The sequence below is a fragment of the Terrilactibacillus tamarindi genome (genome assembly GCF_009718825.1).
GTDB classification, from domain to species: domain Bacteria; phylum Bacillota; class Bacilli; order Bacillales; family Sporolactobacillaceae; genus Terrilactibacillus; species Terrilactibacillus tamarindi.
The window spans coordinates 73,085-98,796 of record NZ_WNHB01000014.1 but is presented as its reverse complement, the minus strand read 5'-3'; the positions used below and the strand labels follow the sequence as shown (position 1 = coordinate 98,796).

Genomic DNA, 25,712 nt, shown 5'->3' with positions numbered 1-25,712 from the left:
AGATGATAAAATTATCATTTGCTTAAATGTAGAAAGATTTATAATATAGATATGGATAACGATTTAATTAAAACCATGATGTTGTAGGTGGCTAAATACTATATAAAATACTATCGGATGTGGTGTTATGGTAAAAAGTATGACAGGTTTTGGTCGGTCAACGCTAGATTTGGAGTCCTATTCACTCACCTGTGAAATGAAAGCTGTCAATCATCGTTATTTAGATATGACGTTTCATTTGCCTCAGTCTTTGACTTATTTAGAAGATATATTAAAAAGGGTTGTTAAACAAACGATCAATCGGGGGAAAATATACATAACCATTACGATAAATCACCTTAATGGTTCCGGGATAAAAATAGAACCAAATTGGGCGTTTCTTGACCAATATATGGCGCTATTAAGATCTTTAAAAACAAGATATCATTTATCTCAAGAAATCAAGGTGCATGATCTCCTCGAGCATCCAGATGCTTTACTCGTAACAAACAAAGAAGACGACTTAGAGGAAGTTGAGTCTTCGGTCGTTAAAGTCGTTCAAGAGTCTCTTGATCATCTGGTTGATATGCGAAAAACGGAAGGCAAACAACTTGCTCTCGATTTATGTGACAGGCTACAAACAATCAAGAGCTCGATTCATGAAATAGAGGAATTGGCGCCACAAGTCACGCTTCAATATGAATCTCGATTAAGAAAAAGAATAGAAGATTATTTAAATCATAATGACGTTGAGATTGATGAAGCCCGTTTATTAAATGAAATAGCGTTATTTGCAGATAAATCAAATATAGATGAGGAATTGACTCGGTTAAACAGTCATACCAAGCAGTTCAAAGAAATTTTAGCGAAAGATGAACCGATTGGACGCAAACTTGATTTTCTTATTCAAGAAATGCAGCGAGAAATTAATACGATTGGTTCAAAAGGGAACGATGAAAGGATAAGTGTTTTAGTCATTTCCATAAAAAGTGAAATTGAAAAATGTCGAGAACAGATTCAAAACATCGAATGAAAACTTTCACTTTGGAGGATGGAAAGAAATATGGTAAAATTAATTAATATCGGTTTTGGAAATATCGCTTCCGCAACACGTATTGTCGCCATTATTAGCCCGGAATCACAACCAGTGAAACGACTAATAAAGGTCTCGCGTGATTCAAATAAATTGATCGACGCAACATATGGTCGGCGTACGAGGGCTGTGATTATCATGGATAGCGATCATGTTATTCTATCATCTGTACAGCCTGAAACGGTATCTCAAAGATTATCACAGCAAGATGACTTGACAGATGATGTATAAAAATGTGGAGGATTGTGCATGGCTTTTCGAGAAAAAGGAATATTATTTATTCTCTCTGGACCTTCTGGAGTTGGAAAAGGAACCGTTTGCCGAGCACTTCGCAAACGAGGAACGTCACTAAAGTATTCGATTTCTGTTACGACGAGGGAACCTCGTAAAGGCGAAATAGACGGTGTTCATTATTTTTTCAAATCTAGAGAAGAGTTTAAAGGGATGGTCCAAAATAATAAATTATTGGAGTGGGCGGAATACGTTGGTAATTTCTATGGAACGCCTATTGACTATGTAAGAGAAACATTAGATTCTGGACAAGATGTCATTTTGGAAATTGAAGTACAAGGCGCACTGCAAGTAAAGAAACGCTTTGATGAAGGAATATTTATTTTCCTTGCTCCTCCGAGTCTTCAAGAACTAAAAAAACGAATCACGGGTCGTGGGACTGAAACGGCTTCTCTTATTGAAAATCGTTTAACGATGGCTAAATCAGAGATTGAGCTCATGCAGCACTATGATTATGTCGTTGAAAATGATGAGGTTCAAGCTGCTTGTGATCGAATTGAAGCCATCGTGACAGGGGAACATTGTAAAGTATCTCGCTTAATTGAAAAATACAAAAGATTTTCGGAGGTTGACTAACCATGATGCTATATCCATCAATTGATAAGTTATTAGACAAAGTGAATTCAAAATATACTTTAGTGACTCTTTCAGCTAAAAGAGCAAGAGAACTGCAAGAACAACATTTACAACCAATGCTTGAAGAAACCAAATCGAGTAAATTTGTAGGAAAAGCATTGGAAGAAATCAATGCTGGCTTGTTAAACAAACAATAATACCAATTAAATAGAAGGATAAGGAGGCGTGGTAATTTATCCACGCCTATTCTTGCATGATCTTCTAGAGAGGATGTTCAAAAAGTCACCAAATGATAAGCTGCGAATCTCGGCGTTGGCTTGTTTTTCCGGTCCTCATGTAGTAAAAACCTACATTCCGGTCCTCAAAACGGCGCCACCTTGACCTTCTTGCTTCTAATTTGCTGCCTTTTTGAACTCGTACTAGAATGAAAAATAAAATGAAAGAAAAAATTACATAGGACGGGTTAAGTAGCATCGTCAGAAATGAGTTATTTAAGATAAGGAGTGATGAAGGATGACGCTGGGAAATAAAAAAATTGTTCTTTGCGTAACAGGTAGTATTGCAGCTTACAAAGCAGCCACGTTAACAAGCATGTTAACAAAGGCGGGTGCCCATGTTGATGTACTTATGACAGATTCAGCTAAACAATTTATAGGTCCAGCGACGTTTCAAGCCCTATCGCGCCATCCGGTCAATGATAACCTTTTTATAGAAAAAAAAGAAGGGCAGATTGCCCATATTGATTTAGCTGATCAGGCCGATCTCTTCATTGTTGCTCCTGCTTCAAGCCACACCTTGAGTAAACTTGCGCAGGGTGAAGCAGGTGATATGGTCTCAGCTACTGTTCTTGCAACGAAGGCACCTGTTTGGATTGCACCAGCGATGAATGTTAATATGTACCAACATCCCGCCGTTCAAGCAAATATTAAAAAATTAATTTCATATGGTTATAGACTTCTAGAACCGGATGAAGGTTATTTAGCCTGCGGTTGGGTAGGAAAAGGTCGTTTACTTGAACCAGACATTATTTTTAGTCAAATCGAATCTTTTTTTTCATCGCCCAAAAAAACATTAGATGGGAAGAAGGTTCTCCTTACGGCCGGTCCAACTCGAGAATCATTTGATCCTGTTCGATACTTTACTAATTATTCATCAGGGAAAATGGGATATTCACTTGCTCATGTTCTACAAAAAAGAGGAGCAGAGGTCACCTTAATTTCAGGCCCTACCTATCTTAAAACGCCTGAATACGTAACTCGGATCAATGTGACAAGTGCGATCGAGATGTTTGAGGCGGTCATGAAGAGAGAATCAGAAATGGATGCCGTTATCATGTCCGCAGCTGTCGCGGATTATAGGCCAAAAGAGATTTTTCATCAAAAAATGAAAAAACAAGAAGGGTCACTTCTTATAGAAATGGTAAGAAATCCAGATATTTTGTTAGAACTAGGTAAAAGAAAAGACAAACAAATTTTAATAGGGTTTGCAGCGGAGACGGAACATTTAGAAGATTATGCGAAAGAAAAGTTAAGGAAAAAAAATCTAGATATGATCGTAGCCAATAATATTGCTGAAGAAGGTTCAGGTTTTGAAAAAGATACCAACAAGGTGTGTTTCTATTATCCTAGTGGACGTTATAAATCATTCGAATTGATGACCAAACATCATGTAAGTGAACATATCGTTGATGCATTAGAAGACTTATTTAAAGTGAGCGATTTATCATGATAGCCAAAGTTATTGTCGATATTCCCGTTAAGGAAACGGATCGACCTTTTGATTATAAAATTCCCCTTGAATTTGAATCGTTTATCCAGCCTGGAATGAGAGTGCTTGTTCCATTCGGACCAATGAAGCGACTAGGGTTTATTTTATCTATTGAAAAGCAATCAGAAATTAAGAACTTGAAGGCAATCTCCCAGGTGATTGATCCCACTCCTGTTTTAACAACGGAATTACTTTCATTAGGAAAGTGGTTGTCAGCAGAAACACTCTGCCCACGTCTTTTTGCTTTCTCAGCCATGCTACCTGCTGTGCTAAAAGGAAACTATAAAAAAATAGTTCGAATAAATGACAAAGAGAGTCTAGCACGGGACTACCCAACATTGCTAGACATCCTTTTAAACAAACCTGAGATGGAATGGACAGAACTTCTAAAGAAGGAACCACAGCAGTCAGATAGCTTGAATGCGGCGATGAAAAAAGGGTACATCTCGATTATTCAATGGATAAAAAATGATAGAAGAACCTATAAAAGGATTCGCTATATTACAACCGCTCTTTCTAAAGACGAATTGATGGATGTCTCTTCAAAGTTAGATAAGCGTTCGTTAAAGCAAAAGCAAGTTTTAGAGTATTTCATCAATCAGGAATCTCATCTAAAAGTTGAGATAACGGAGATTTTAAAGAGATTAAATATCGGCCCTTCTTCAATAAAACAACTTGTGAAGAAAGGTTATCTTGTTGAAACAACAGAAGAAGTCTATCGCGATCCATATGCCGACAAAGAAATTGAAAGAACAACTTCTCTTCCCTTAACGACAACTCAAAAGAATGCTCTTGCTCCCATTCAAGAGTCGATACGATCACAAACCCATGAGGTATTTTTATGCCATGGAGTAACGGGTAGCGGTAAAACAGAAGTCTATCTGCAGGCCATCGAAAAAATACTAAATATGGGTAAAGAAGCGATTGTTTTAGTTCCTGAAATTGCGTTAACACCGCAAATGGTTCATCGATTTAAAGGCCGTTTTGGTGATGAGGTAGCTGTCTTGCACAGCGGTCTTAGCCAAGGTGAAAAATACGATGAATGGCGAAAAGTCCTTGAGGGTACCGTTCACGTTGCCGTTGGAGCAAGATCGGCCATCTTCGCCCCCTTTAAAAACTTGGGTTTAATTGTTATTGATGAAGAGCATGAAACGAGTTATAAACAGGAAGAGCAGCCTCGTTATCACGCAAGAGATGTCGCTATCTTCAGGGGTAAATATCATCAATGTCCCGTTGTACTGGGAAGTGCGACACCCTCTCTTGAGTCCTATGCTAGAGCGAAAAAAGGCGTCTATCATTTGATCCAATTGCTAGAGCGAGTCAATCAAAGAAGTCTCCCGGAAGTTCAGATGGTTGATATGCGAGAAGAGCTTCGGGCAAATAATCATTCCATGTTTTCAAAACAATTATTTGAGAAGCTACAGGATCGATTGGAAAAGAAGGAACAAAGTGTATTATTTCTTAACCGAAGGGGATACTCTACGTTTGTTATGTGTCGTGATTGTGGTTATGTCGTCCAGTGTCCTCATTGTGATATTTCTTTGACCTATCACCGAAAACAAGGGATGCTCAAGTGTCATTATTGCGGTCACCAGGAACCCTACCCCAGTCGGTGTCCAGAATGTATGGGTTCTCATTTGCGTTATTTTGGAACGGGTACTCAAAGAGTAGAGGAAGAACTAACAAAAGTGCTCCCGGAAGCAAGAGTGATTCGAATGGATGTTGATACGACTCAAAGAAAAGGTAGTCATGAGAAACTTTTAACGGCCTTTGGCGAAGGAAAAGCGGATATTCTTTTAGGAACGCAAATGATTGCCAAGGGGCTTGATTTTCCAAAGGTTACGCTTGTGGGTGTGCTTGCTGCCGATGCAATGTTGCATTTACCGGATTTCAGATCTAGTGAAAAAACATTTCAATTATTAACACAAGTCAGCGGTAGAGCTGGTCGAGATAAATTACCGGGAGAAGTGATTATTCAATCCTACTCGACAGAACATTATTCTATTATTCACGCATCCAACCACGATTATCAATCTTTTTATGATCAAGAAATGCAAATGCGTTATCGTCATCATTATCCACCGTTTTATTACTTAGCTATGATTACTTTATCACATACTCAAGTGACAAAAGTCGTTGATACAGCAGAAAAAATAGCCGATCATTTAAAGAAAGGATTATCTTCAGGTGCCCAAATTCTCGGACCTACCAGTTCGGCCATTCCACGTATCAAAGATAGATATCGCTATCAGTGCATGGTAAAATATAAGCGGGAACCGAACCTCTTGTCGTTACTAAAACGAATTCAGGAACATTATCCCACAGGAACAAAAAACGATGATTTAAAAATAACAATCGATTTAAATCCTTTTCTTATGATGTAAGGATCGATTAGATTTGAAGAAAATAGAAGGTGATTATAAATGAATATTATTTTTATGGGTACACCAGACTTTGCTGTTCCCGTCCTGCAAAGACTCATCGATGATGGCTATAAAGTACAAGCAGTGGTTACGCAGCCAGACCGCCGAAAAGGAAGAAAGAAAGTTCTAACTCCTCCACCGGTGAAAGAGCTTGCTGCTTCATACAACATTCCGGTTTTACAGCCGGAAAAAGTAAGGGAGCCTTCAGCTGTACAAGAAATCCTCAATTATCAACCAGATTTACTTGTAACAGCCGCATATGGCCAAATCTTACCAGAGACGTTACTGAATGGGCCAAAACTTGGTTGTATTAATGTCCATGCCTCTTTGTTACCTAAATACAGGGGCGGGGCACCTATTCACCAAGCTATTATTGATGGTGAGGAAGAAACCGGTGTCACGATTATGTATATGGTTAAAGCTCTTGACGCTGGAGATATGTTAGCTAAGGTTCGCATTCCGATTGAAGATCATGACACGATGGGGACTCTGCACGACAAGCTAAGTGCAGCTGGCGCCCGTCTACTATCAGAAACGATTCCTTTATTAAAGTCAGGACAAATAACCCCTGTCGCTCAAGATCCGAATCAAGTCACGTTTGCGCCTACCATCCAACATGAAAATGAAAAGATTGACTGGTCTAAAAGTGGAAAAGAGATACACAACCTTGTTAGAGGGTTAAATCCTTTTCCAGGTGCCTATACTTTACTAGATGGCAAAGTATTTAAGATCTGGAAAACACAAAAAGTTGATACAAAAAAAGAGGCAGAACCCGGTACTGTCATCGAGTGTGATAAAGAGGCTTTTACCGTAGCTACAGGGAGTCATGAAGCCATTCGGGTATTGGAATGCCAGCCTTCAGGAAAGAAGAAAATGATAGCAAGTCAATTTTTAAATGGAAAATCATTAGATTTAGGTACAAGACTAGGAGACTAATAAATGGGTAAACCAATGGCTCGAGAGATTGCTCTCGACGTACTTTTAAAAATCGAAAAACAACATGCATATAGTCAATTAGCTTTAAATGAGGCGATTGAAAAGCAGGAATTGAAACCACAGGACAGAGCTCTGATCACGCAAATTGTTTATGGTGTATTACAATGGAAAATACGGCTGAATTATATTTTGGAAAACTATGTAAACTCAAAACGAAAACGGGATGACTGGGTTAATCTATTATTGCTGATGTCCATTTATCAAAAAGAATTTTTAACAAAGATTCCGGATCATGCGATTGTAAATGAAGCGGTTGTCATCGCAAGGAAAAGAGGTCATCAAGGGATATCTGGATTTGTAAATGGCGTGCTGCGTCAATATTTAAGACAAGGATCTCCCGATTTATCAAAAATTGAGCCTGAAGTGAAACGACTATCCATAATTTATAGTCATCCTGAATGGTTAATTAAACAATGGACAGATGATTTCGGCAAGGAAGCAGCTCTAAATATTTGCCAGGCTAATAATCAACCACCTAATATGACCATACGTGTGAATACGTTAAACATGAGTAAATCCGAATTGATCAATCAATTGTCTAAAGAAGGAATTGAAGCAGTTGAGGGGGAATTATCTCCTTATGCACTCGTCATTGAAAAAGGAAGAATTCTTAAGAGCCCGTTATTACAAGAAGGCGCATTCACCGTTCAGGATGAGAGCTCTATGCTTGTTGCAGACGTTGTGCATGCTAAGCCAGGAATGAGAGTATTAGATGCGTGTGCAGGACCCGGAGGAAAGACGTCACACATCGCTGAATTAATGGAAAATCAGGGTGAAATCGTTGCGTTCGATCTACATAAACATAAAACGCGATTAATAGACCAACATGCCAATAGGTTAGGGCTTTCTATTATCCACACGATGGCGTTAGATGCAAGGGAAGCCCAAACACAATTTAAAAATGAAAGTTTTGATCGTATATTAGTCGATGCACCTTGCACGGGACTCGGTGTCATACGTCATAAGCCTGAGATCAAATGGGAAAAGAAAAATACCGATGTTGAACGTATTGTCAACATACAAAAGGATATCATTCAACAGGTCGCTCCTTTATTAAAAAAAGGGGGAAGGCTCATTTACAGTACATGCACGATTGATAAGCGTGAAAATGAAAAAGTGATTTATGATTTCTTATCTAAGAACTCGGAGTTTGAATGGGATCAAGAAGGAATAGCTCATTTGCCAAAAAAATTAAAAAATAATCTCATAGATGATCAATCGATGATTCAAATATTACCTAGTGATTACGGTACAGATGGGTTTTTCATATGCTGTCTAAGGCGAAAGAATCCTTAGATAAATAGGAGATTTACCTTGTACATTTGGTTTGATGATAGGATAAATGGTTTACTTAAAATAGATATCTTCTAAGAAGAGGTGATTAGATGAAGGCTATTTTCAATACGGATCAGGGAAAAGTTAGGGGTCGGAATGAGGATAGCGGTGGCATTTTCTTAAGTGATGACCAATTATTAGCCGTTGTGGCTGATGGGATGGGAGGACACCAAGCTGGAGATGTTGCCAGTCAAATGACGTTAGACTATTTCGAAAAAAAGTGGCAGGAAATAAGCCATCCTTTTACAAAAGCAGACGGTGCAAAATGGTTGAAAGGTGTTGTGCAAGAAATAAATCAGACGATTTATGAGTTTGCCCAGGAGCATCCTGAATGCAAAGGGATGGGAACAACTGTTGTTGCTGCGATTTGCCAAAATGATGCTATCTTCATTTGTTATGTTGGCGATAGTCGTATTTATATATACGATGGCGATTTGAAACAGGTAACCGAAGATCATACGCTTGTAAATGAACTTGTTAAATCGGGTCAATTAACGAAAGAAAATGCAGAAAACCACCCTAATAAACATATTTTACTACGTGCTTTAGGAACTGAACCCCAAGTAAATAGTGATGCTTTAACCATAGAATGGTCAAAGCAGGCTCAACTATTACTTTGTTCAGATGGTTTGACCAATAAATTATCAGATGAAAGATTAAAAGATATTTTATCTCTCGATGAGACACTTGAAATGAAGTCTGAGCTGATGATTAAGGAAGCTAATGAAGCTGGTGGTGAAGACAATATTACACTTGTGCTCATAGCAAATGATGATGGTGATTTGACATGATTGGAAGAAGATTAAGTGACCGTTATGATATTTTGTCTCATCTAGGTGAAGGTGGTATGGCGGTCGTATATAAAGCCAAAGATTTAATTTTAGATCGTTTAGTTGCAGTAAAAATATTAAGACACGATTTTTCAAACGATGAGGAATTTATTCGCCGTTTTCGTCGAGAAGCTGAATCCGTAGCTAGTCTGTCTCATCCAAATATTGTAAGTATATATGATATAGGAGAAGAAGATGATTGTTATTTTATTGTCATGGAGTATGTACAAGGAATAACATTAAAGAAATTTATTAAGAGTTATTCGCCCGTCTCTTTTCAAGAAGTGGTCTATATTGCAAAGCAAATTGCTCTAGCCCTCGCTCATGCTCACGAGAGAGGAATTGTACACCGCGATATCAAACCGCACAATATTATTATTGATGAAAATGAAAATGTAAAAGTTACGGATTTTGGAATCGCTTTAGGTGTGACCTCAGCTACCATTACATATACAAACTCAATCTTAGGTTCGGCCCATTATATTTCTCCTGAACAAGCGAGTGGAGGAAAGGCGACGATCAAATCAGATATTTATGCTTTCGGAATCGTACTCTTTGAATTGTTAACGGATCGTATACCTTATCCCGGATCTTCGCCTGTAACAGTCGCCATCAAACATTTAAATGATCCGTTTCCATACCCTAAGGATTTTCGTCATGATATTCCCCAATCGTTAGAGAATATCGTGATCAAGTCTGTTGAAAAAAATCCGAATCTTCGATATGACACAATGAATGAATTATATGAAGATCTCGATACAGCTTTGGATCCCAATCGATTGAATGAACCAAGACGTGAATTTCATGATGGCATCTCACCAATGGAATCTGACTCTACTGATAAAGAAGAGACGATAAAAATACCACCTGTCCCTAGAAATACGGAAACTAAAACGGAAGAACAGAACCCTAATGAAGATGGCAATCCATCAAAAAAAATAAAAAAAACAAAAAGGAAACGTTTTTGGCTTTGGATATCGCTCCTCATCTTGATGATTCTAATTGGAGCCAGTGTCGCAGCATTTTATGTCTTTCCAAAACTATTTTACGTCCAAGATACGACTGTTCCTGATTTAAAAGGAATGACCTATCAAAACGCTGTTCAGCATTTAAAAGAAAAACAACTAAAACCTATTAAACGCCATGTAGCAGATAATCAAATCGACAAGGGCAAAGTAGCCAGACAGGATCCTGAAAGCCAGACAGAAGTTAAGGTAAATTCAGACGTTACAATTTACGTGAGTACAGGGGCAAAAAAAGAGATTTTAGATAATTATATTGGTTATGATCGACAATCTGTTCTTGATCTCGTTCGTGATAAAACCTATAAACAAATCGTCTGGAAGAAAGAGTACTCTTCAACCATTCCTGAAGGTGAAGTCATGAAACAAGACCCGTCTCCAGGGAAAAAAATAATTCCAAGTGAAACGACGCTTGAATTGACCTATAGCGCTGGTGAAGAAGAACAATCTGTTCCAGACTTAACAGGTCTGAGTGAAGATGATGCTGAAAGTAAATTAGATCAATTGGGCTTAAAAATGGAAGTGAAAGATGGGGATTACTCAGACAATATAGATAAAGGGGCAGTTCTTGAACAAACCCCGCAGCAAGGCGAAAGTTTGAAAAAAGGGTCAAGTGTCACCGTCTATCTTTCCAAAGGTAAAGAACTTAAACCTGAAACAATTAAGAAAACAATCAAGGTTGAATTAGATCAAAATCAAAATGATCAAAACCAAAACGGTCAAAACCAAAGCGATCAAAACCAAACAGAACAGAAACCAACTCATGTTCAAATCATCTATACCGACGCATCACATAATAATGAAACATTTGTTGATGAAGAAATTAGTGAAACTAAATCATATACGATACCATTGACGATAAAGCCTAATGAGAGTGCACATTATCAAGTCCTCATCAATGGAGAAGTCAAAAAAGAAGAAACCATTGATTATGATGGGGGTTAATAAGGAAGGAGGATGTTATGCCAAAAGGGAAAATTATAAAAGCATTGAGTGGATTTTACTATGTGAAAGATGGTGATAAAATCATTCAATGCCGTGGTAGAGGAAATTTCAGAAATCGCAATATAACGCCATTAGTGGGCGATAATGTTCACTATGAGGCAGAAAAAATAACAGATGGTAGAATTATGTCTATTGATGAACGTCGAAATTATTTAAATCGCCCACCTATCGCTAACGTGGATCAGGCGGTATTGCTTTTTTCTATTTCTGAGCCCGATTTTGATGATTCATTATTAGATCGTTTTCTCGTCCATGTTGAATCATATGAAATAAAACCTATCATTTGTATCACAAAATCAGATCTCATGATGGAACCTATTTCGAATAAAATACAAGACCTCGTCGAAACGTATCAAACGATTGGATATCAAGTGTATATAACATCAAGTGTAGAGGATGAAGGTATAGATTGGTTTAGAGAGGCACTTGAAGGATGCATTAGTGTTTTTGCTGGTCAATCAGGTGTTGGTAAATCATCTCTTCTCAATACATTAAATAAAGAGTTGAATATTGATACAAACGCTATTTCTAAAAGTTTAGGTCGAGGGAAACATACAACGAGACATGTCGAATTATTGCCAGTCGGAACAGGATTTGTAGCTGATACGCCGGGGTTTAGCTCTCTGCAATTTGCTAAAATTGAAGCACAAGAGCTTTCGCTATATTTTCCTGAAATGAAAGAAAGAAGTTCTCAATGCAAATTTAGAGGATGCACACATCTCGTTGAGCCTGGATGTGCGATACAAGAGGCAGTCAATACGGGAGAAATTTCCCAATCACGTTATAAGCATTATAAATTATTTTATGGAGAAATAAATCAACGGAAGAGGCGATATTAATGCGACTAGCACCATCATTACTTGCAGCGAATTTTGCAAATTTCGAGAAAGATATAAAAGAAGTTGAAAAAGCAGGTATAGATCTTTTGCACATTGATGTTATGGATGGACATTTTGTTCCGAATATAGCCATGGGAGTCGATGTTGTAAAGGCCATCAGACCCATAACTTCCTGTGAACTAGATGTCCACTTGATGATAGAACAGGCAGATGCATTCATCCATGACTTTGCAAAAGCGGGTGCCAATATGATCTCTGTTCATGTTGAAGCCTGTTCTCACCTTCATCGTACCATTCAATTAATTAAGCAGCATGGAGTCAAGGCAGGTGTTGTGCTTAATCCTGCAACACCAGTCGATGTTTTAACACCTATATTAGGAGACATTGATTTTGTTCTAATAATGACAGTGAATCCAGGGTTTGGAGGCCAATCGTTTATTCACTCAATGGTTGATAAAATATCAGCTCTGAAAGCCATGATTGATAAACGAAATCTGTCAATTGAAATTGAAGTTGATGGTGGGATAAATGCCGAAACATTACCGTTATGTTTAAAAGCAGGAGCAACGCTAGTTGTCGCAGGTTCTGCTATATTTGGTCAAGAAAATCGACAGAAAGCGATTCAGGATTTACTAGAGAAAGATCTTTCATAGTTATGGGAGGTTACTAATGACAAAATATGCTATTTTAGCAGGGGGACCCCCTCATCTTCATCCTTCCTTTGACCGATTAAAGAATGAAACCTTGCAATGGATTGGTGTTGACCGCGGAACGTATACACTATTAAAAAAAGGCATTACACCGGTTAAATCTTTTGGTGATTTTGATTCAATCACAACAAAGGAAAAAGAGTGGATTTTTAATAAAGGAATCAATATAGACCTGTTTCCTCCTGAAAAAGATAAAACAGATTTAGAACTGGCTATTGATTGGGTTATTGAGCAAAATTCAAGTGCTTGTATTGTCCTGGGGGCAACAGGGGGCAGGCTAGATCATGAACTTCTTAATATACAACTGTTATATAAATTGGGTGAGCATCCTATTGAGGCATGCTTACTCGATCGATATAACCGCATTTCCTTGCTGAAACCTAACGTCCATTCGATTTCAAGGGAAAGCTCGTTTCAATATGTTTCTTTCATTCCATTGACAATGGAAGTGAAAGATCTAACCCTAAAAGGTTTTAAATACGAATTAAACCATGCAACGATCCGGGTTGGATCGTCACGGTGCATTAGTAATGAATATAAGGATCCTGTCGGTGAAGTGAGATTTACTGAAGGTTGTCTTTTGATGATCCAAAGTAAAGATTCTATATGACAATCCAGAATGAAGAGTTAACTCTTCTTAGGAAATCCCCGATCTTGTTCGCCTCTAAGAACTTTGTAGTTTATAAAGGATTATCAAAAAATTGGGTACTAATTTGTTTTTCATGAATATACTAGTATCAAGGAATAGTTATTGACCCACAAAAACCTGCTGTCTTCTAAAATTAAAAAAAGCAAATGATTAGTGGGATGTACGCCCATCTAAAAAATGACCTGTGGGTAGGCATACTTCGATAACTTTATAAATCAAAGGTGCAAGGAGGAGGAACATGAAATTTTACACAATTAAATTACCGAGATTCTTAGGCGGTTTTGTGAGAGCACTCCTCGGTTCCTTTAAAAAAGGATAACAAAAAAGCACCCAATTGGGTGCCTTTTTGTTAATTTCAGATGAAAGGGTGATTACCCTTTAAACGAGTCTTATTATACGCGTTCAACTAAGCCTGCTTTAAGTGCTTTTGTAGATACATAAACACGTTTTGGTTTTCCATCTACAAGAATACGAACTTTTTGCAAGTTTGCTTTAAATTTACGTTTTGACTTATTTTCAGCAAATGATCTGTTTTGACCAAATGATGTCGTTTTACCTGTTACGAAACATTTACGTCCCATTTTAATATACCTCCTGCCTAGTAAATATACAAATACGTATGTCATTTTACCATATTTCGCATTCTTACGCAATCTTTGTATCTATTTGTCAGCCAAACCTTTTATGTTTCCTTTTAAAAAAATGGTTGATATAGTAAAATTAAAATGATTTGCTGAAGATACTAAAGATCTCGCAACCAACGGCAAAAAATTCACACTCAAACGAAATTGTCTTAATACAATGAAATAGCAAATAAGCATTGATATATTATAAGAAAGTAGGGATTTAAATGTCACTTGAATTAAAAAGTCAGCTCGGAAACGTCGATGTATCGAATGACGTCATAGCCAACCTTACAGGTGGTTTAGTTAGTCAATGCCCAGGCGTTGTTGGAATGGCATCTCGCCAGCAATTGAAAGATGGTTTTACTGAACTAGTAAAAAAAGATAATTATTCACGAGGGATTGTTGTTCGCTTTGATGAGTCAGACACGCTATCAATAGATGTTTATATCATCGTGAGTTATGGCTCTCGAATTTCTGAGGTCGCTCATCAAATACAATCTGAGGTGCGGCAAGGAATACAATCAATGCTTGGCGTCTTAGTTGAAACGATCAATGTATTTGTACAAGGGGTTAGTGTAGAAAATGACTAAAACTAAAATCAATCGTTCACCTGGGTTTTAGCTGTGACTTAATATAGTGAAACCTAAGTCAGGTGGTCGCTAAGCAACCACCCAAGTGTTAGTCAGACACAACTGTCGTTAACCAAGTTAAAAGACGCAAGCCATGTGCTTATATTTGAAGGCATGCACCCGAAAAGAAGCCGATGGGATAAGAAAATCTACGTATAAGAAAGGTAAATAAGACGATGACTCGCCAAGTTATGAAAAGTCAAACAAGTGTTATTCAAGGTGTGGGAGAAAGTCTCTCTGAAGAATTGCATCAAATGAAATTAAATACCGTTGAGGATGTTCTTCATTACTTCCCTTATCGTTATAATCATTATGAATTAAAAGACTTATCAGAAGCTGTTCATGATGAAATGATCACAATCGAAGGGAAAGTACAAAATGAGCCGTTGATACGGTTTTTTTCACGAAAAAAATCACGACTTACAGCTAAATTGTTGGTGGGCCGGTATCTTATCACAATCGTTGCCTTTAATCGTCCTTTTTTAAAAAATCAACTTAAACTTGGTGAACAAGTAACCATTACAGGAAAGTGGGACCAACACCGAGGGTCTTTGACGATATTAGAACTACATAAAGGCCCCATGCCTGACTCCTCACGAATCGAACCCGTTTATGCAGTAAAAGGGCGTGTCACTGTCAAAAAAATGAGGCGGATTATCCGAAATAGTTTAGCACAATTTTCAAAAGATATCGTGGATGATCTTCCACCTTTTTTCTTGACAAGATACAGACTAATGACGAGGCAGGACGCCGTTCAAGAGATACACTTTCCCACTTCGAGGGAACGTTTAAAGCAAGCAAGAAGACGGTTGGTCTACGATGAACTATTCTTGTTTCAACTTAAGCTCCAAGCCTATAAGATGACGAACAGAGTAGCCGCAAATGGTGGTCAAGCTTCTCTATCAATTGATCATGTAAAAGACTTTATAAACACCCTACCATTTGAACTCACTGAAGCACAAAAAAAGGTAACAAAAGAAATATTGGATGATTTACATGGCCCATATCATATGAATCGGCTATTGCAAGGAGACGTGGGATCAGGAAAAACCGTTGTTGCGGCGATTGCTTTATTTGCCGTTGCCTCTAGTGGATATCAAGGGGCTCTAATGGTCCCTACTGAAATTCTAGCTGAACAGCATACAGAAAGTTTAAAAGCGATGTTTAAGCCATTTTCAATCCAAATTGATCTTTTAACAAGTTCAGTAAAAGGAAAAAGGCGGCAAGAAATTCTTGAAAAAATTAGAACGGGTCAGACTGGAATTGTCATTGGAACACATGCCCTTATTCAAGAGAAGGTTGAATTTAATCATCTAAGATTAGTGGTTACCGATGAACAGCATCGATTTGGAGTTGAGCAAAGGAGACTCTTAAAAGAAAAAGGTAAAGAAGCGGATGTCCTTTTCATGACAGCTACACCCATCCCAAGGACACTCGCTATTTCCGTTTTTGGGGATATGGATGTATCAACAATTGATCAATTACCTTCGGGCAGAAAGAAAATTAAAACTTACTGGGTAAAAACAGATATGCTCCCACGTATTTTAGCTTTTATACAGAAAGAATTATCCACAGGTAGACAAGCCTACATCATCACGCCATTAATTGAGGAATCTGAGCAATTGGATGTTCAAAATGCGATTGATGTTCATGCCCAATTGCAGCAGTACTTTCATTCTTATACAGTTGGTCTTATGCACGGTAAGTTAACAGCACAAGAAAAAGAGAATGTCATGACCGCATTTAAGGAGAATCAATCTCAAATTCTTGTTTCCACCACGGTAGTTGAAGTCGGAGTAAATGTGCCCAACGCTTCTCTTATGGTCATATACGATGCAGAACGGTTCGGTTTATCACAATTACATCAATTAAGAGGGCGTGTCGGACGAGGAGCGTATCAATCGTATTGTATTCTCATATCTGAGGCAAAGTCACAGGAAAGTCAAGAGAGAATGAGAATGATGTGTGAAACAACAGATGGATTTGAACTTGCAGAATTTGATTTGAAATTGCGAGGCCCTGGCGATTTTTTTGGTAAAAAACAAAGTGGTCTTCCTGAATTTCGATTAGCAGATCTGGCTCATGATTATCGAACACTTGCTGTAGCAAGACAAGATGCCGCAGATCTTTTGAGAAAAAAAGAGTTCTGGAAAGAGGATATCTTCTTAAGTTTAAGGCGATATCTGAAAGATTCAGGAGTTCTAGAGGGAGAACGTTTGGATTAAGACGATTGGGCTAAGGTTCTTAGGTGATCTATGAAACGTTTTGGCTATTTTTCTTAGGCTTATGAACATTTACTTGAAATGATAACGCAACTCTTATATACTACCTATTAGTACCTAGTCTTAATAGTGGCGGTGGCTTTTTATGAAAAAGCGAAAGCAAGAAAGACAAAAATTATTAAAAGAAACGATTTTTGAAAATCCTTTTATAACAGATGGGGAACTTGCCGAACAATTTCAAGTAAGCATTCAGACTATTCGACTTGATCGTCTTGAATTATCAATACCTGAGTTGAGGGAAAGAATTAAACATGTTGCCAAGCGGACGTTTGATGATGTTAAAGCACTTTATGCTGATGAAGTCATTGGTGAAATAGTCGACTTGCAGTTGGATCAAAGTGCCATTTCTATTTTAGAAATAAAAAAAGAACATGTATTTACTCGAACAGGTATTGCGAGAGGACATCATCTTTTTGCCCAAGCCAATTCGCTTGCTGTAGCTGTTATTGACGATGAGCTTGCCTTAACTGCAAAAGCAAATATTCATTTTGTTAGGCAGGTACAAGTTGGTGAGCGTGTCGTTGCCAAAGCAAAAGTGATGCAAGTTGAACGAGTTAGGACAATGGTTGAAGTCAATAGTTTTGTAGGTTCAGAAAATGTGTTTAAGGGAAGTTTTACAATGTATCGTTCCCATTTGGAAGGGGGAAATAATCATGAGGTTAGCAATTGATGCCATGGGTGGTGACCATGCACCAGATGAAATTGTGAAAGGTGCCATGCTTGCTGCAAAGGAATATCCAGAAATTGAGTTTATACTTGTTGGAGACGAAAATAAAATAAAACCAATTGTTGGGGATCATCCTCAATTTGAAATCCTACATACAACAGAAAAGATCGAAGGTACGGATTCGCCCGTTAAAGCTGTACGTAAGAAAAAGCAAGCATCGATGGTCCTTGCTATAAATGAAGTAAAAGAAGGGCATGCTGATGCAATTATTTCAGCTGGAAATACTGGAGCACTTATGACAGCAGGTTTATTTGGTGTTGGAAGGATTAAAGGTATAGATCGGCCTGGTCTTGCCCCTACTTTACCAACTTTAAAAGAAAGTAAAGGGTTTTTATTAGTAGATGCCGGATCAAATATGGACGCCAAGCCCGAACATTTATTACAATACGCGATCATGGGTTCTATTTATTCGGAAAAAGTGTTGAATATCGCTTCCCCGCGAGTAGGTTTGCTCAATGTGGGTGAAGAGCCTGGAAAAGGAAATGAATTGTGTAAACAAACGTATAAATTATTACAAGCAGCTCCGATTCATTTCATTGGAAATGTCGAATCACGTGACTTACTAGATGGTATAGCAGACGTTGTGGTTTGTGATGGCTTTTCTGGTAACCTTGTTTTAAAAACCATGGAAGGTACAGGTATGTCTCTTTTTTCATTGTTAAAAGAGAAATTAACAGGTTCTTTTTTCACTAAAGTGATAGCGGGCCTACTTTATCCCAAACTGCGCGGTATAAAAAAACAAATGGATTATTCGACATATGGAGGAGCCTGTTTGTTTGGTCTTCGAGCACCAGTCATTAAAGCTCATGGTTCGTCTAAAGCTAGTGCTATTCAATCTTCCATACGTCAAGCAAAACGTTTTGTTGATAAAAATGTTGTGGAAATGATTGAAAAGAAAGTACAAGAAATTGACATAGAGTCCATTAAGGAGGATTACGGTGAATAAAATAGCGTTTGTATTTCCTGGGCAAGGATCACAGCAGGTCGGTATGGGGAAAGATGTGATTCATGCTTATAATCAAGCTAAGGTCCTATTTAATAGGGCAGATGAACGGTTAGGTGTTTCTTTATCTGATATCATTCTAAATGGACCTGATGAAGTACTGAAAAAAACAGAAAACACGCAGCCAGCCATTGTGACTGTTAGTATCGCTTTGTATGAATTGTTAAAAGAAGCGGGTATGACACCTGACTTTACTTGCGGACATAGTTTAGGCGAATATAGCGCCCTCGTGGCATCTGGTTCTCTTTCATTTGAGGATGCTGTATATGCTGTTAGACGGCGTGGCCTCTTTATGGAGGAAGCGGTTCCTAGTGGACTTGGCGCTATGTCGGCTGTTTTAGGTATGAAAGCTGATAAACTAAAGGATATCTGTTACACTGTATCTCGTGAAGGAGAGGCCGTTCAAGTGGCTAATCACAACTCTCCAAGTCAGATTGTTATATCAGGTTCAAAAGAAGGTGTGGAAAAAGCTTCCACTCTGGCAAAAGAACAAGGTGCAAAGCGTATTATCCCTTTAAACGTTAGTGGTCCTTTCCACTCTGCTTTAATGGCACCTGCTGCAGAGAAATTCAGCCAAACATTAAAAGAAATAACAATTCACAACGCTGAAATACCAGTCATTGCCAATGTCACTGCGGATGTTGAAAAACAAGCAGACCAAATTTCCAATTTGTTAATTAAACAGTTAACTTCACCTGTTCGTTGGGTTGAATCAGTCGAAAAATTAAAGTCACTTGGGGTAGATACATATGTTGAAGTTGGTCCTGGTAATGTGTTATCCGGATTGATTAAAAAAATAGATCGTCAAGCAACAATTTTACAAGTGAATTCAGTTGAAACTTTAGAACATACGCTTGAAGTTTTGAAGGAGAGAAAATAAGATGTTAGAAGGAAAGGTCGCCCTCGTAACCGGTGCTTCAAGAGGAATTGGACGTGCCATAGCCCATACTCTTGCCAAGGCTGGTGCCTCAGTCGTTGTTAATTATGCAGGTAATCAAGCCCTTGCTGAAAAGGTTGTTGAGGAAGTAAAATCTTATGGTGTTAAAGCTTCTCTGTACCAATGTAATGTGGCTGATACTAAAGCAGTTCAAGACATGATTAAATCAGTTGTAGATTCCTATGGTCGATTGGACATTCTAGTTAATAATGCTGGGATTACGCGGGATACTTTACTGATGCGTATGAAGGAAGATGATTGGGATAGTGTGTTAAATATCAATTTAAAAGGGGTATTTAATACAACAAAGGCTGTAACTCGGCAAATGATGAAACAAAAAAGTGGACGTATTATTAACGTTTCATCTGTTGTCGGAATTATAGGCAACCCAGGACAAGCGAATTACGTAGCTGCCAAAGCGGGTGTGATTGGTCTGACTAAATCGGCAGCTAGAGAGCTTGCACCAAGAAACATTACGGTTAATGCGATTGCTCCTGGTTTCATCTCGACAGACATGACGGAAGACTTACCTGAAGAAATTAAAGAACAAATGAAAAAACAAATTCCACTCAATTACTTTGGAGAACCTGAAGACGTTGCAGCTGTTGTTAAATTTTTAGCAAGTGAAGATAGCCGCTATATGACAGGACAAATATTAAATATTGACGGTGGCATGGTAATGCAGTAAAGTTATTGGTTGTAGTTATTTATTTTCATGTGGACAAGTTGGATTGATATCAAGTCAACCTAGGTAACGCTAGCAGTCTATAATAACTACGCAGATAATAATAAGCGGTATAAATTCAAGCTTATTTAAAATAATACTTTACGAAGGTCTGTTTTATTGGTATTTTAAAGATCGAAACCCAATTGAGGGGAGGTGACAGACATGGCAGAAGATATTTTAGAACGCGTGAAGAAAATTGTCGTTGACCGTCTAGGTGTTGACGAAGCTGATGTTAAACCTGAAGCATCATTTAAAGAAGATCTTGATGCAGATTCACTCGATATCGTTGAACTTGTCATGGAATTAGAAGATGAGTTTGGTTTGGAAATTTCGGATGAAGATGCTGAAAAGATTTTAACTGTTGGCAATGTAATAGATTACATAAAAAGCCATCAATAAATGAAATAACTGTGAAGTCCCGTATGTTAAAACGCGGGACTTTAGATTTATAGTTATTAGGGGGGATAGTTATGGTGAGGGCCAAGCGAACTCGCGGATATGAAAGAGAGATAACTGAACGGCTCCGTGGATTTTTAGCAAAACATAAATTGTCGTTTAAAGATGAAACGCTATTGAAGCAAGCCTTTACTCATTCATCGTATGTGAATGAGCATCGTCGTCATATTCGAAAAGATAATGAACGTTTAGAGTTTTTAGGAGATGCCGTTCTTGAATTGCTTGTTTCTCAATATTTATTTAAGCATCATCCGGAAATGAGCGAAGGGGACATGACGAAATTAAGAGCTGCGGTTGTATGTGAACCATCCTTAGTTTTATTTGCTCATGATCTAAATCTAGGAGAGCTAATTTTTCTAGGACGAGGAGAAGAGGCAACAGGAGGACGAGAAAGGCCAGCTTTACTTGCTGATGTGTTTGAAGCCTTTATTGGTTCACTATATCTTGATCAAGGTATAGACACAGTTAATCATCTATTAGAAACCGTGATTTATCCAAAAATAGACGAAGGTGCTTTTTCCCATGTGATGGATTATAAAAGTCAGCTTCAGGAAACTATTCAACGGAATAATCTAGGTACCTTAACATATGAAATTGTGTCCGAATCGGGTCCAGCACATCACAGGGTATTCGTATCGAATGTTTTACTGGATAATAATGTCGTTGGCACAGGTAAAGGTCGCTCCAAAAAGGAATCGGAACAATTTGCAGCGCGTGAAGCGATTGCTTCATTAAAAAAGTAAATTAAATAGACTAGAGTTGATACTATTCGTGTCTTTTATCTTCATGAATAAAATGGTGAGAATGACACTCATCCAAACCTAAAAAAAACCGGGGATCCCGGTTTTTTTCATTCAATAAGTATCGTCTGATTAGTTGCGTAGTCCTCGAAGTTCATCTAAAATAGCTTCAAGTTCACTGACACTAAATGATGTTTTTTTATTAATAAGTTCATAAATATCATAAAGTTCATCATACTTTTCTATTGAAAAGTCTTCTGCTCTTAGAAGATCTTGATTGACGAGTTGAATTTTTTTCTTTATAACATTGACCATCTTTTCAATATTTTCCCTACTTTTTATCTTCGAATCCATATTGTCACCCCTTTTTCAAGATAATTTCTTACTTAACTATCATTTTAACAAAAAGTAAATGATGTTGGAATGATTAGAAAGAAACTTTGTTCTCCCTATGGTAAAATAGAAAAAGTGAATAGAATTAAGGAGGATAGCTCGTTATGTTCCTCAAACAATTAGAAGTGATCGGTTTTAAATCATTTGCGAATAAAATAGCGATAGAATTTGTGCCCGGTGTTACGGCCGTTGTCGGTCCTAATGGAAGTGGAAAAAGTAATATAACTGAAGCGATACGTTGGGTACTTGGTGAACAATCTGCAAAATCTCTAAGAGGTTCCAAGATGGAGGATATTATTTTTGCTGGAAGTGATAGCAAGAAAAGTCTCAACATGGCTGAAGTTACACTCACATTGGATAATAATGATCAATATCTATCTTATGATTATAGTGAGATAAGCATCACACGTCGAGTCTTTCGCTCGGGAGATAGCGAATTCTTTATAAATGGACAATCCTGTCGATTAAAAGACATCGTTAATCTTTTTATGGATTCTGGGCTTGGTCGAGAAGCTTATTCAGTTATCGGACAAGGTAAGATTGATGAAATTTTAAATAGTAAAGCCGAAGATAGGCGGCGCATTTTCGAAGAGGCAGCGGGAGTACTAAAATATAAATTACGAAAACAGGCTGCTGAAAAGAAATTAACGGAATCTGAAGATGATTTAAATCGCGTGGAAGATATTCTACATGAGCTGGAAGACCAAATTGATCCTTTAGAAGAGCAAGCGTCCATTGCTAAAGATTATTTAGAAAAGAAAGAAGATCTAAAAAAAATAGAAGTAGCATTGCTTGCTCACGATATTGAAGATACGCATCGTAAATGGGAACAAAAGAAAGCATCTGTTGCTAGATTAGATCAACAAAAGTCACAGCATTTACGCCTTATGGAAGAGCAAGATAAACACTATCAAGATGAGCGAAGTAAATTAGATCATTTAGATCATGAAATCGAAGAGATTCAGCAAGGTTTATTAGTCTCTAGTCGTTATCTTGAAAAATTTGAAGGACAAAAAAATGTCCTTCATGAGCGTCAAAAGCATGCCAAAGAAAATGCTGGAGAGATGAAAGAGCGTATTGACCGGTTGAAAAGGAAACAAAAGCAAAATGAAGATGCGCTAAATTCAGAATTGACGATTTTAGAAGAAGAAAAATTAACACTCGAGAAATTGAAAAATGATCTCAAAAAGAAAACAAAAGAATTTACGTTTTACGATCAGGATCTTGATGTTATCATTGAGCAATTAAAAAGCGAGTATATTGATGTTTTAAACAAACAAGCTTCGCTTCGAAATGAACAACGTTATGTAACTGAACAGCTTAATCAACTGGATCAGAGAACATCTCGCTCTAAATCATCATCTGATGATGTATTGCAAAGTCTTAAGAAAATCGAATTATTGCAAGTTCAAGCCGAAAAAGAAATTAAAGACAAACAAAAAGAATATAAAACAACCAAACAGCAGTTTACCGAATTACAACAAACGGTAAAATCTGAAAAAGAAGCGTATGCCAAACAAGCGGATGCTATCAATAAAATCCGCCAGTTTATCCAACAGGCTGAGTCTAGGCATGATATGCTTCAATCAATGAGTCAAGATTTCGCCGGTTTTTATCAAGGTGTCAAACAAGTTCTTAAAGCTAGAGGACATCGACTTCATGGCATACATGGAGCGGTTGCGGAACTTTTACAGGTGGAAAAACGATACGAAAAGGCCATTGAAACGGCATTGGGTGGACAAGCTCAACATATTGTTACCCAAGACGAAGCCTCAGCCAGGGCGGCTATTCAATTTTTAAAAAAGCAACAAGCCGGTCGAGCAACATTTTTACCTTTGTCGGTCATTAAATCAAAGCAACTCAGAGCACACGACATCGAGCGTTTGAAAAGTCATCCTTCATTTGTAGGGATAGCAAATGAACTTGTACAGTATAAAGGAGTGTATCAACCTGCTATTGAACATTTGCTTGGGAATATTATTATTGCAGAGCATCTTAAGGGAGCCAATGATTTGGCCAAACTCATGCAATATCGTTTCCGTATTGTGACATTAGATGGTGATGTTGTCAGCCCAGGTGGCGCGATGTCAGGTGGAAGTCAAAGAGAAAGACAAGTTAGTTTAATTGGAAGAAACCGAGAAATTAGTCAATTAAAGATTCAATTAAAGGAAATGAAAGGCAAGAAAGTTGAATTGGAAGAGTCTTTTACCACCTTGAAAACGTCTTTTGTCGATCATGAAATGCAATTGGAATCTTACCGTGACCAGCTGCAACAGCGGATGATTGAAAAAGAGCATTTAGAGAGTCGCTTACGAGAAATTGAAATCAAAAAGGCGAACATTCAAGATAAACATCAAAATATAACAAGAGAGCATCGTGATTTTCAAGAGGAAAAGAAAGCACTTCATAAACGAATGGATAAACTTAAAAAAGAGCAATCTGTTTACGATCAAAAGGTGCTGGATCTTCAAAATGAAATAAATGAATCGACGGAGAAAAAGAAAACGCAAGATTTATCAAAAGATGAACTTCAAGAGGAAATAACGACACTCAAAATTCATGTAGCCAAACAACAACAAATGGTTACCCATCTCGAAGATAAAACGAAAGAGATGAAAGAACAATTAGATACCTTAACTTCTGAGCTTATGGAAGCGACTGATAGCGTTCAAGCCTTGCATGAGCATGTGTCTTTACATTTGATGGATCAGGAAACAATCAATGAAAAAATTAAAGAGACAAGGGAAGAAAAAGAAAAATTAACGGTAGAACTTGAAAAGAAAAAAGGAGCGCGACAACATCTCCAACAAGATTTAAATCTAAATGAACAAAAGTTAAAATCGATTCAGCACAACTTGGATACAATATCAGAAGAATTAAGGCAAGAAGATATAAAACTTGAACGATTAGATATTCAATTGGATAATTTGATTGATGCTTTAAGAGAAGATTATGAATTGAGCTTTGAATCAGCTAAAGAAAATTATCCACTGACAATAGAAGCAGATGAAGCTCGAACAAAGGTGAAACTCATCAAAAAAGCGATAGCAGAGCTTGGTGTTGTAAACTTAGGAGCCATTGAAGAATATGAACGTGTTTCATCTAGGTGGAATTTTCTTACTAATCAACGGGATGATCTACTTAAAGCTCGTGAAACACTTATTGGTGTGATGGATGAAATGGATGAAGAGGTTACAAAACGTTTCAGCGAGACATTTTATAAGGTAAGAGATGAGTTTAAAGAAGTCTTCAAATCTCTATTTGGTGGAGGAGAAGCGGATCTTAAATTACTAGATCCGAATGATTTACTATATAGTGGCGTGGATATTTTAGCACAGCCACCAGGGAAGAAACTTCAAAATTTATCTTTGCTTTCGGGCGGCGAGCGAGCACTAACCGCGATCGCTTTACTTTTTGCTATATTAAAAGTTCGCCCTGTTCCATTTTGTGTTCTTGATGAAGTTGAAGCTGCGTTAGACGATGCGAATGTGGATCGCTATGCGGATTTCTTAAAAACATTTAGTCAAGAAACCCAATTTATCGTTGTAACACATCGAAAGGGTACGATGGAAAAAGCAGATGTACTCTATGGTGTGACCATGCAAGAATCTGGCGTTTCAAATCTGGTTTCTGTGCGGTTAGAAGAAACATCAGAGTTACTCGCAACATCATAAGGA

The 25,712-nt window shown here is 37.7% G+C and carries 25 protein-coding genes; 23 read left to right on the top strand and 2 right to left on the bottom strand.

The window, feature by feature from the left end; all coding sequences use genetic code 11:
* Window positions 1–127: 127 nt before the first annotated feature.
* From GMB86_RS09950 to spoVM, 14 genes are all read left to right on the top strand, one after another.
* A complete protein-coding gene (locus GMB86_RS09950) occupies window positions 128–1,012 on the top strand; it encodes a YicC/YloC family endoribonuclease (RefSeq protein ID WP_230459074.1) in 885 nt (294 codons plus the stop codon).
* A 30-nt stretch (window positions 1,013–1,042) separates the two neighbouring features.
* Window positions 1,043–1,303 (top strand): extracellular matrix/biofilm regulator RemA, encoded by a 261-nt coding sequence (gene remA, locus GMB86_RS09945; RefSeq protein ID WP_155219222.1) that lies wholly within the window; start codon window positions 1,043–1,045, stop codon window positions 1,301–1,303.
* A gap of 18 nt (window positions 1,304–1,321) precedes the next feature.
* Window positions 1,322–1,939 (top strand): guanylate kinase, encoded by a 618-nt coding sequence (gmk, locus tag GMB86_RS09940; RefSeq protein WP_155219219.1) that lies wholly within the window; start codon window positions 1,322–1,324, stop codon window positions 1,937–1,939.
* Between the two features lie 2 nt (window positions 1,940–1,941).
* Window positions 1,942–2,136 carry a DNA-directed RNA polymerase subunit omega gene (rpoZ, locus tag GMB86_RS09935; RefSeq protein ID WP_329602859.1) on the top strand — a complete coding sequence of 65 codons (195 nt, stop codon included), beginning with the start codon at window positions 1,942–1,944 and terminating at the stop codon, window positions 2,134–2,136.
* A 316-nt stretch (window positions 2,137–2,452) separates the two neighbouring features.
* Window positions 2,453–3,667: a bifunctional phosphopantothenoylcysteine decarboxylase/phosphopantothenate--cysteine ligase CoaBC gene (gene coaBC, locus GMB86_RS09930; RefSeq protein ID WP_155219213.1), complete on the top strand. Its 1,215-nt coding sequence runs from the start codon at window positions 2,453–2,455 to the stop codon at window positions 3,665–3,667.
* On the top strand, window positions 3,661–6,090 hold the full coding sequence (gene priA / locus GMB86_RS09925; RefSeq protein WP_329602863.1) for a primosomal protein N': 2,430 nt from the start codon (window positions 3,661–3,663) through the stop codon (window positions 6,088–6,090). The genes coaBC and priA overlap by 7 nt, the downstream gene beginning before the upstream one ends.
* Window positions 6,091–6,129: 39 nt before the next feature.
* The gene (gene fmt, locus GMB86_RS09920) at window positions 6,130–7,065 is read left to right on the top strand and encodes a methionyl-tRNA formyltransferase (protein ID WP_155219207.1); all 936 of its coding nucleotides are present in this window, start codon (window positions 6,130–6,132) and stop codon (window positions 7,063–7,065) included.
* 3 nt (window positions 7,066–7,068) lie between these two features.
* The gene (rsmB, locus tag GMB86_RS09915) at window positions 7,069–8,421 is read left to right on the top strand and encodes a 16S rRNA (cytosine(967)-C(5))-methyltransferase RsmB (protein ID WP_155219204.1); all 1,353 of its coding nucleotides are present in this window, start codon (window positions 7,069–7,071) and stop codon (window positions 8,419–8,421) included.
* An 89-nt stretch (window positions 8,422–8,510) separates the two neighbouring features.
* Complete coding sequence (locus GMB86_RS09910; protein ID WP_155219201.1) at window positions 8,511–9,251, top strand: Stp1/IreP family PP2C-type Ser/Thr phosphatase; 741 nt, start codon at window positions 8,511–8,513, stop codon at window positions 9,249–9,251.
* Window positions 9,248–11,257: a Stk1 family PASTA domain-containing Ser/Thr kinase gene (gene pknB / locus GMB86_RS09905; RefSeq protein WP_155219198.1), complete on the top strand. Its 2,010-nt coding sequence runs from the start codon at window positions 9,248–9,250 to the stop codon at window positions 11,255–11,257. The genes GMB86_RS09910 and pknB overlap by 4 nt, the downstream gene beginning before the upstream one ends.
* 17 nt (window positions 11,258–11,274) lie before the next feature.
* A complete protein-coding gene (gene rsgA, locus GMB86_RS09900; RefSeq protein ID WP_155219195.1) occupies window positions 11,275–12,156 on the top strand; it encodes a ribosome small subunit-dependent GTPase A in 882 nt (293 codons plus the stop codon).
* Complete coding sequence (gene rpe, locus GMB86_RS09895; RefSeq protein ID WP_155219191.1) at window positions 12,156–12,809, top strand: ribulose-phosphate 3-epimerase; 654 nt, start codon at window positions 12,156–12,158, stop codon at window positions 12,807–12,809. Before rsgA ends, rpe begins: the two co-directional genes overlap by 1 nt.
* Before the next feature lie 16 nt (window positions 12,810–12,825).
* A complete protein-coding gene (locus GMB86_RS09890; protein ID WP_155219189.1) occupies window positions 12,826–13,476 on the top strand; it encodes a thiamine diphosphokinase in 651 nt (216 codons plus the stop codon).
* Window positions 13,477–13,753: 277 nt separating this feature from the next.
* Window positions 13,754–13,834 carry a stage V sporulation protein SpoVM gene (spoVM, locus tag GMB86_RS09885; RefSeq protein ID WP_141189542.1) on the top strand — a complete coding sequence of 27 codons (81 nt, stop codon included), beginning with the start codon at window positions 13,754–13,756 and terminating at the stop codon, window positions 13,832–13,834.
* 73 nt (window positions 13,835–13,907) lie between these two features.
* Here spoVM and rpmB read toward each other — a convergent pair whose 3' ends face one another.
* Complete coding sequence (gene rpmB, locus GMB86_RS09880; protein WP_141189236.1) at window positions 13,908–14,096, bottom strand: 50S ribosomal protein L28; 189 nt, start codon at window positions 14,094–14,096, stop codon at window positions 13,908–13,910.
* Window positions 14,097–14,365: 269 nt separating this feature from the next.
* Here rpmB and GMB86_RS09875 point away from each other — a divergent pair, with 269 nt between their 5' ends.
* The 8 genes from GMB86_RS09875 to rnc all read left to right on the top strand — a co-directional run bounded on the left by GMB86_RS09875 (window position 14,366) and on the right by rnc (window position 21,645).
* Window positions 14,366–14,731, top strand: a complete 366-nt coding sequence (locus GMB86_RS09875; RefSeq protein ID WP_155219186.1) for an Asp23/Gls24 family envelope stress response protein — start codon at window positions 14,366–14,368, stop codon at window positions 14,729–14,731.
* Between the two features lie 215 nt (window positions 14,732–14,946).
* Window positions 14,947–16,995, top strand: a complete 2,049-nt coding sequence (gene recG / locus GMB86_RS09870) for an ATP-dependent DNA helicase RecG (protein ID WP_155219183.1) — start codon at window positions 14,947–14,949, stop codon at window positions 16,993–16,995.
* Between the two features lie 142 nt (window positions 16,996–17,137).
* Window positions 17,138–17,722 carry a transcription factor FapR gene (fapR, locus tag GMB86_RS09865; protein WP_155219180.1) on the top strand — a complete coding sequence of 195 codons (585 nt, stop codon included), beginning with the start codon at window positions 17,138–17,140 and terminating at the stop codon, window positions 17,720–17,722.
* Window positions 17,706–18,725, top strand: coding sequence for a phosphate acyltransferase PlsX (gene plsX / locus GMB86_RS09860; protein WP_155219177.1), 1,020 nt, complete (start codon window positions 17,706–17,708; stop codon window positions 18,723–18,725). The genes fapR and plsX overlap by 17 nt, the downstream gene beginning before the upstream one ends.
* Window positions 18,718–19,662, top strand: a complete 945-nt coding sequence (fabD, locus tag GMB86_RS09855; RefSeq protein ID WP_329602858.1) for an ACP S-malonyltransferase — start codon at window positions 18,718–18,720, stop codon at window positions 19,660–19,662. Before plsX ends, fabD begins: the two co-directional genes overlap by 8 nt.
* A 1-nt stretch (window position 19,663) precedes the next feature.
* Entirely contained in the window at window positions 19,664–20,407 is a 744-nt protein-coding gene (fabG, locus tag GMB86_RS09850) for a 3-oxoacyl-[acyl-carrier-protein] reductase (RefSeq protein ID WP_155219175.1), read from the top strand.
* A gap of 201 nt (window positions 20,408–20,608) precedes the next feature.
* Window positions 20,609–20,845 carry an acyl carrier protein gene (acpP, locus tag GMB86_RS09845; RefSeq protein WP_141189243.1) on the top strand — a complete coding sequence of 79 codons (237 nt, stop codon included), beginning with the start codon at window positions 20,609–20,611 and terminating at the stop codon, window positions 20,843–20,845.
* 71 nt (window positions 20,846–20,916) lie between these two features.
* The gene (gene rnc / locus GMB86_RS09840) at window positions 20,917–21,645 is read left to right on the top strand and encodes a ribonuclease III (RefSeq protein ID WP_155219172.1); all 729 of its coding nucleotides are present in this window, start codon (window positions 20,917–20,919) and stop codon (window positions 21,643–21,645) included.
* A 129-nt stretch (window positions 21,646–21,774) separates the two neighbouring features.
* Here rnc and GMB86_RS09835 read toward each other — a convergent pair whose 3' ends face one another.
* Window positions 21,775–21,996, bottom strand: a complete 222-nt coding sequence (locus GMB86_RS09835) for a DUF1128 domain-containing protein (protein WP_155219169.1) — start codon at window positions 21,994–21,996, stop codon at window positions 21,775–21,777.
* A 143-nt stretch (window positions 21,997–22,139) separates the two neighbouring features.
* Between GMB86_RS09835 and smc the strand changes: the two genes are divergently transcribed.
* Window positions 22,140–25,709: a chromosome segregation protein SMC gene (gene smc, locus GMB86_RS09830; protein WP_155219166.1), complete on the top strand. Its 3,570-nt coding sequence runs from the start codon at window positions 22,140–22,142 to the stop codon at window positions 25,707–25,709.
* Window positions 25,710–25,712: the final 3 nt, after the last annotated feature.

Coding starts and splice junctions, on each gene's coding strand:
- GMB86_RS09950 (WP_230459074.1), top strand. CDS start 128: ATGGTAAAAAGTATGACAGGTTTTGGTCGGTCAACGCTAGATTTGGAG.
- remA (WP_155219222.1), top strand. CDS start 1,043: ATGGTAAAATTAATTAATATCGGTTTTGGAAATATCGCTTCCGCAACA.
- gmk (WP_155219219.1), top strand. CDS start 1,322: ATGGCTTTTCGAGAAAAAGGAATATTATTTATTCTCTCTGGACCTTCT.
- rpoZ (WP_329602859.1), top strand. CDS start 1,942: ATGATGCTATATCCATCAATTGATAAGTTATTAGACAAAGTGAATTCA.
- coaBC (WP_155219213.1), top strand. CDS start 2,453: ATGACGCTGGGAAATAAAAAAATTGTTCTTTGCGTAACAGGTAGTATT.
- fmt (WP_155219207.1), top strand. CDS start 6,130: ATGAATATTATTTTTATGGGTACACCAGACTTTGCTGTTCCCGTCCTG.
- rsmB (WP_155219204.1), top strand. CDS start 7,069: ATGGGTAAACCAATGGCTCGAGAGATTGCTCTCGACGTACTTTTAAAA.
- GMB86_RS09910 (WP_155219201.1), top strand. CDS start 8,511: ATGAAGGCTATTTTCAATACGGATCAGGGAAAAGTTAGGGGTCGGAAT.
- pknB (WP_155219198.1), top strand. CDS start 9,248: ATGATTGGAAGAAGATTAAGTGACCGTTATGATATTTTGTCTCATCTA.
- rsgA (WP_155219195.1), top strand. CDS start 11,275: ATGCCAAAAGGGAAAATTATAAAAGCATTGAGTGGATTTTACTATGTG.
- rpe (WP_155219191.1), top strand. CDS start 12,156: ATGCGACTAGCACCATCATTACTTGCAGCGAATTTTGCAAATTTCGAG.
- GMB86_RS09890 (WP_155219189.1), top strand. CDS start 12,826: ATGACAAAATATGCTATTTTAGCAGGGGGACCCCCTCATCTTCATCCT.
- spoVM (WP_141189542.1), top strand. CDS start 13,754: ATGAAATTTTACACAATTAAATTACCGAGATTCTTAGGCGGTTTTGTG.
- rpmB (WP_141189236.1), bottom strand. CDS start 14,096: ATGGGACGTAAATGTTTCGTAACAGGTAAAACGACATCATTTGGTCAA.
- GMB86_RS09875 (WP_155219186.1), top strand. CDS start 14,366: ATGTCACTTGAATTAAAAAGTCAGCTCGGAAACGTCGATGTATCGAAT.
- recG (WP_155219183.1), top strand. CDS start 14,947: ATGACTCGCCAAGTTATGAAAAGTCAAACAAGTGTTATTCAAGGTGTG.
- fapR (WP_155219180.1), top strand. CDS start 17,138: ATGAAAAAGCGAAAGCAAGAAAGACAAAAATTATTAAAAGAAACGATT.
- plsX (WP_155219177.1), top strand. CDS start 17,706: ATGAGGTTAGCAATTGATGCCATGGGTGGTGACCATGCACCAGATGAA.
- fabG (WP_155219175.1), top strand. CDS start 19,664: ATGTTAGAAGGAAAGGTCGCCCTCGTAACCGGTGCTTCAAGAGGAATT.
- acpP (WP_141189243.1), top strand. CDS start 20,609: ATGGCAGAAGATATTTTAGAACGCGTGAAGAAAATTGTCGTTGACCGT.
- rnc (WP_155219172.1), top strand. CDS start 20,917: ATGGTGAGGGCCAAGCGAACTCGCGGATATGAAAGAGAGATAACTGAA.
- GMB86_RS09835 (WP_155219169.1), bottom strand. CDS start 21,996: ATGGATTCGAAGATAAAAAGTAGGGAAAATATTGAAAAGATGGTCAAT.
- smc (WP_155219166.1), top strand. CDS start 22,140: ATGTTCCTCAAACAATTAGAAGTGATCGGTTTTAAATCATTTGCGAAT.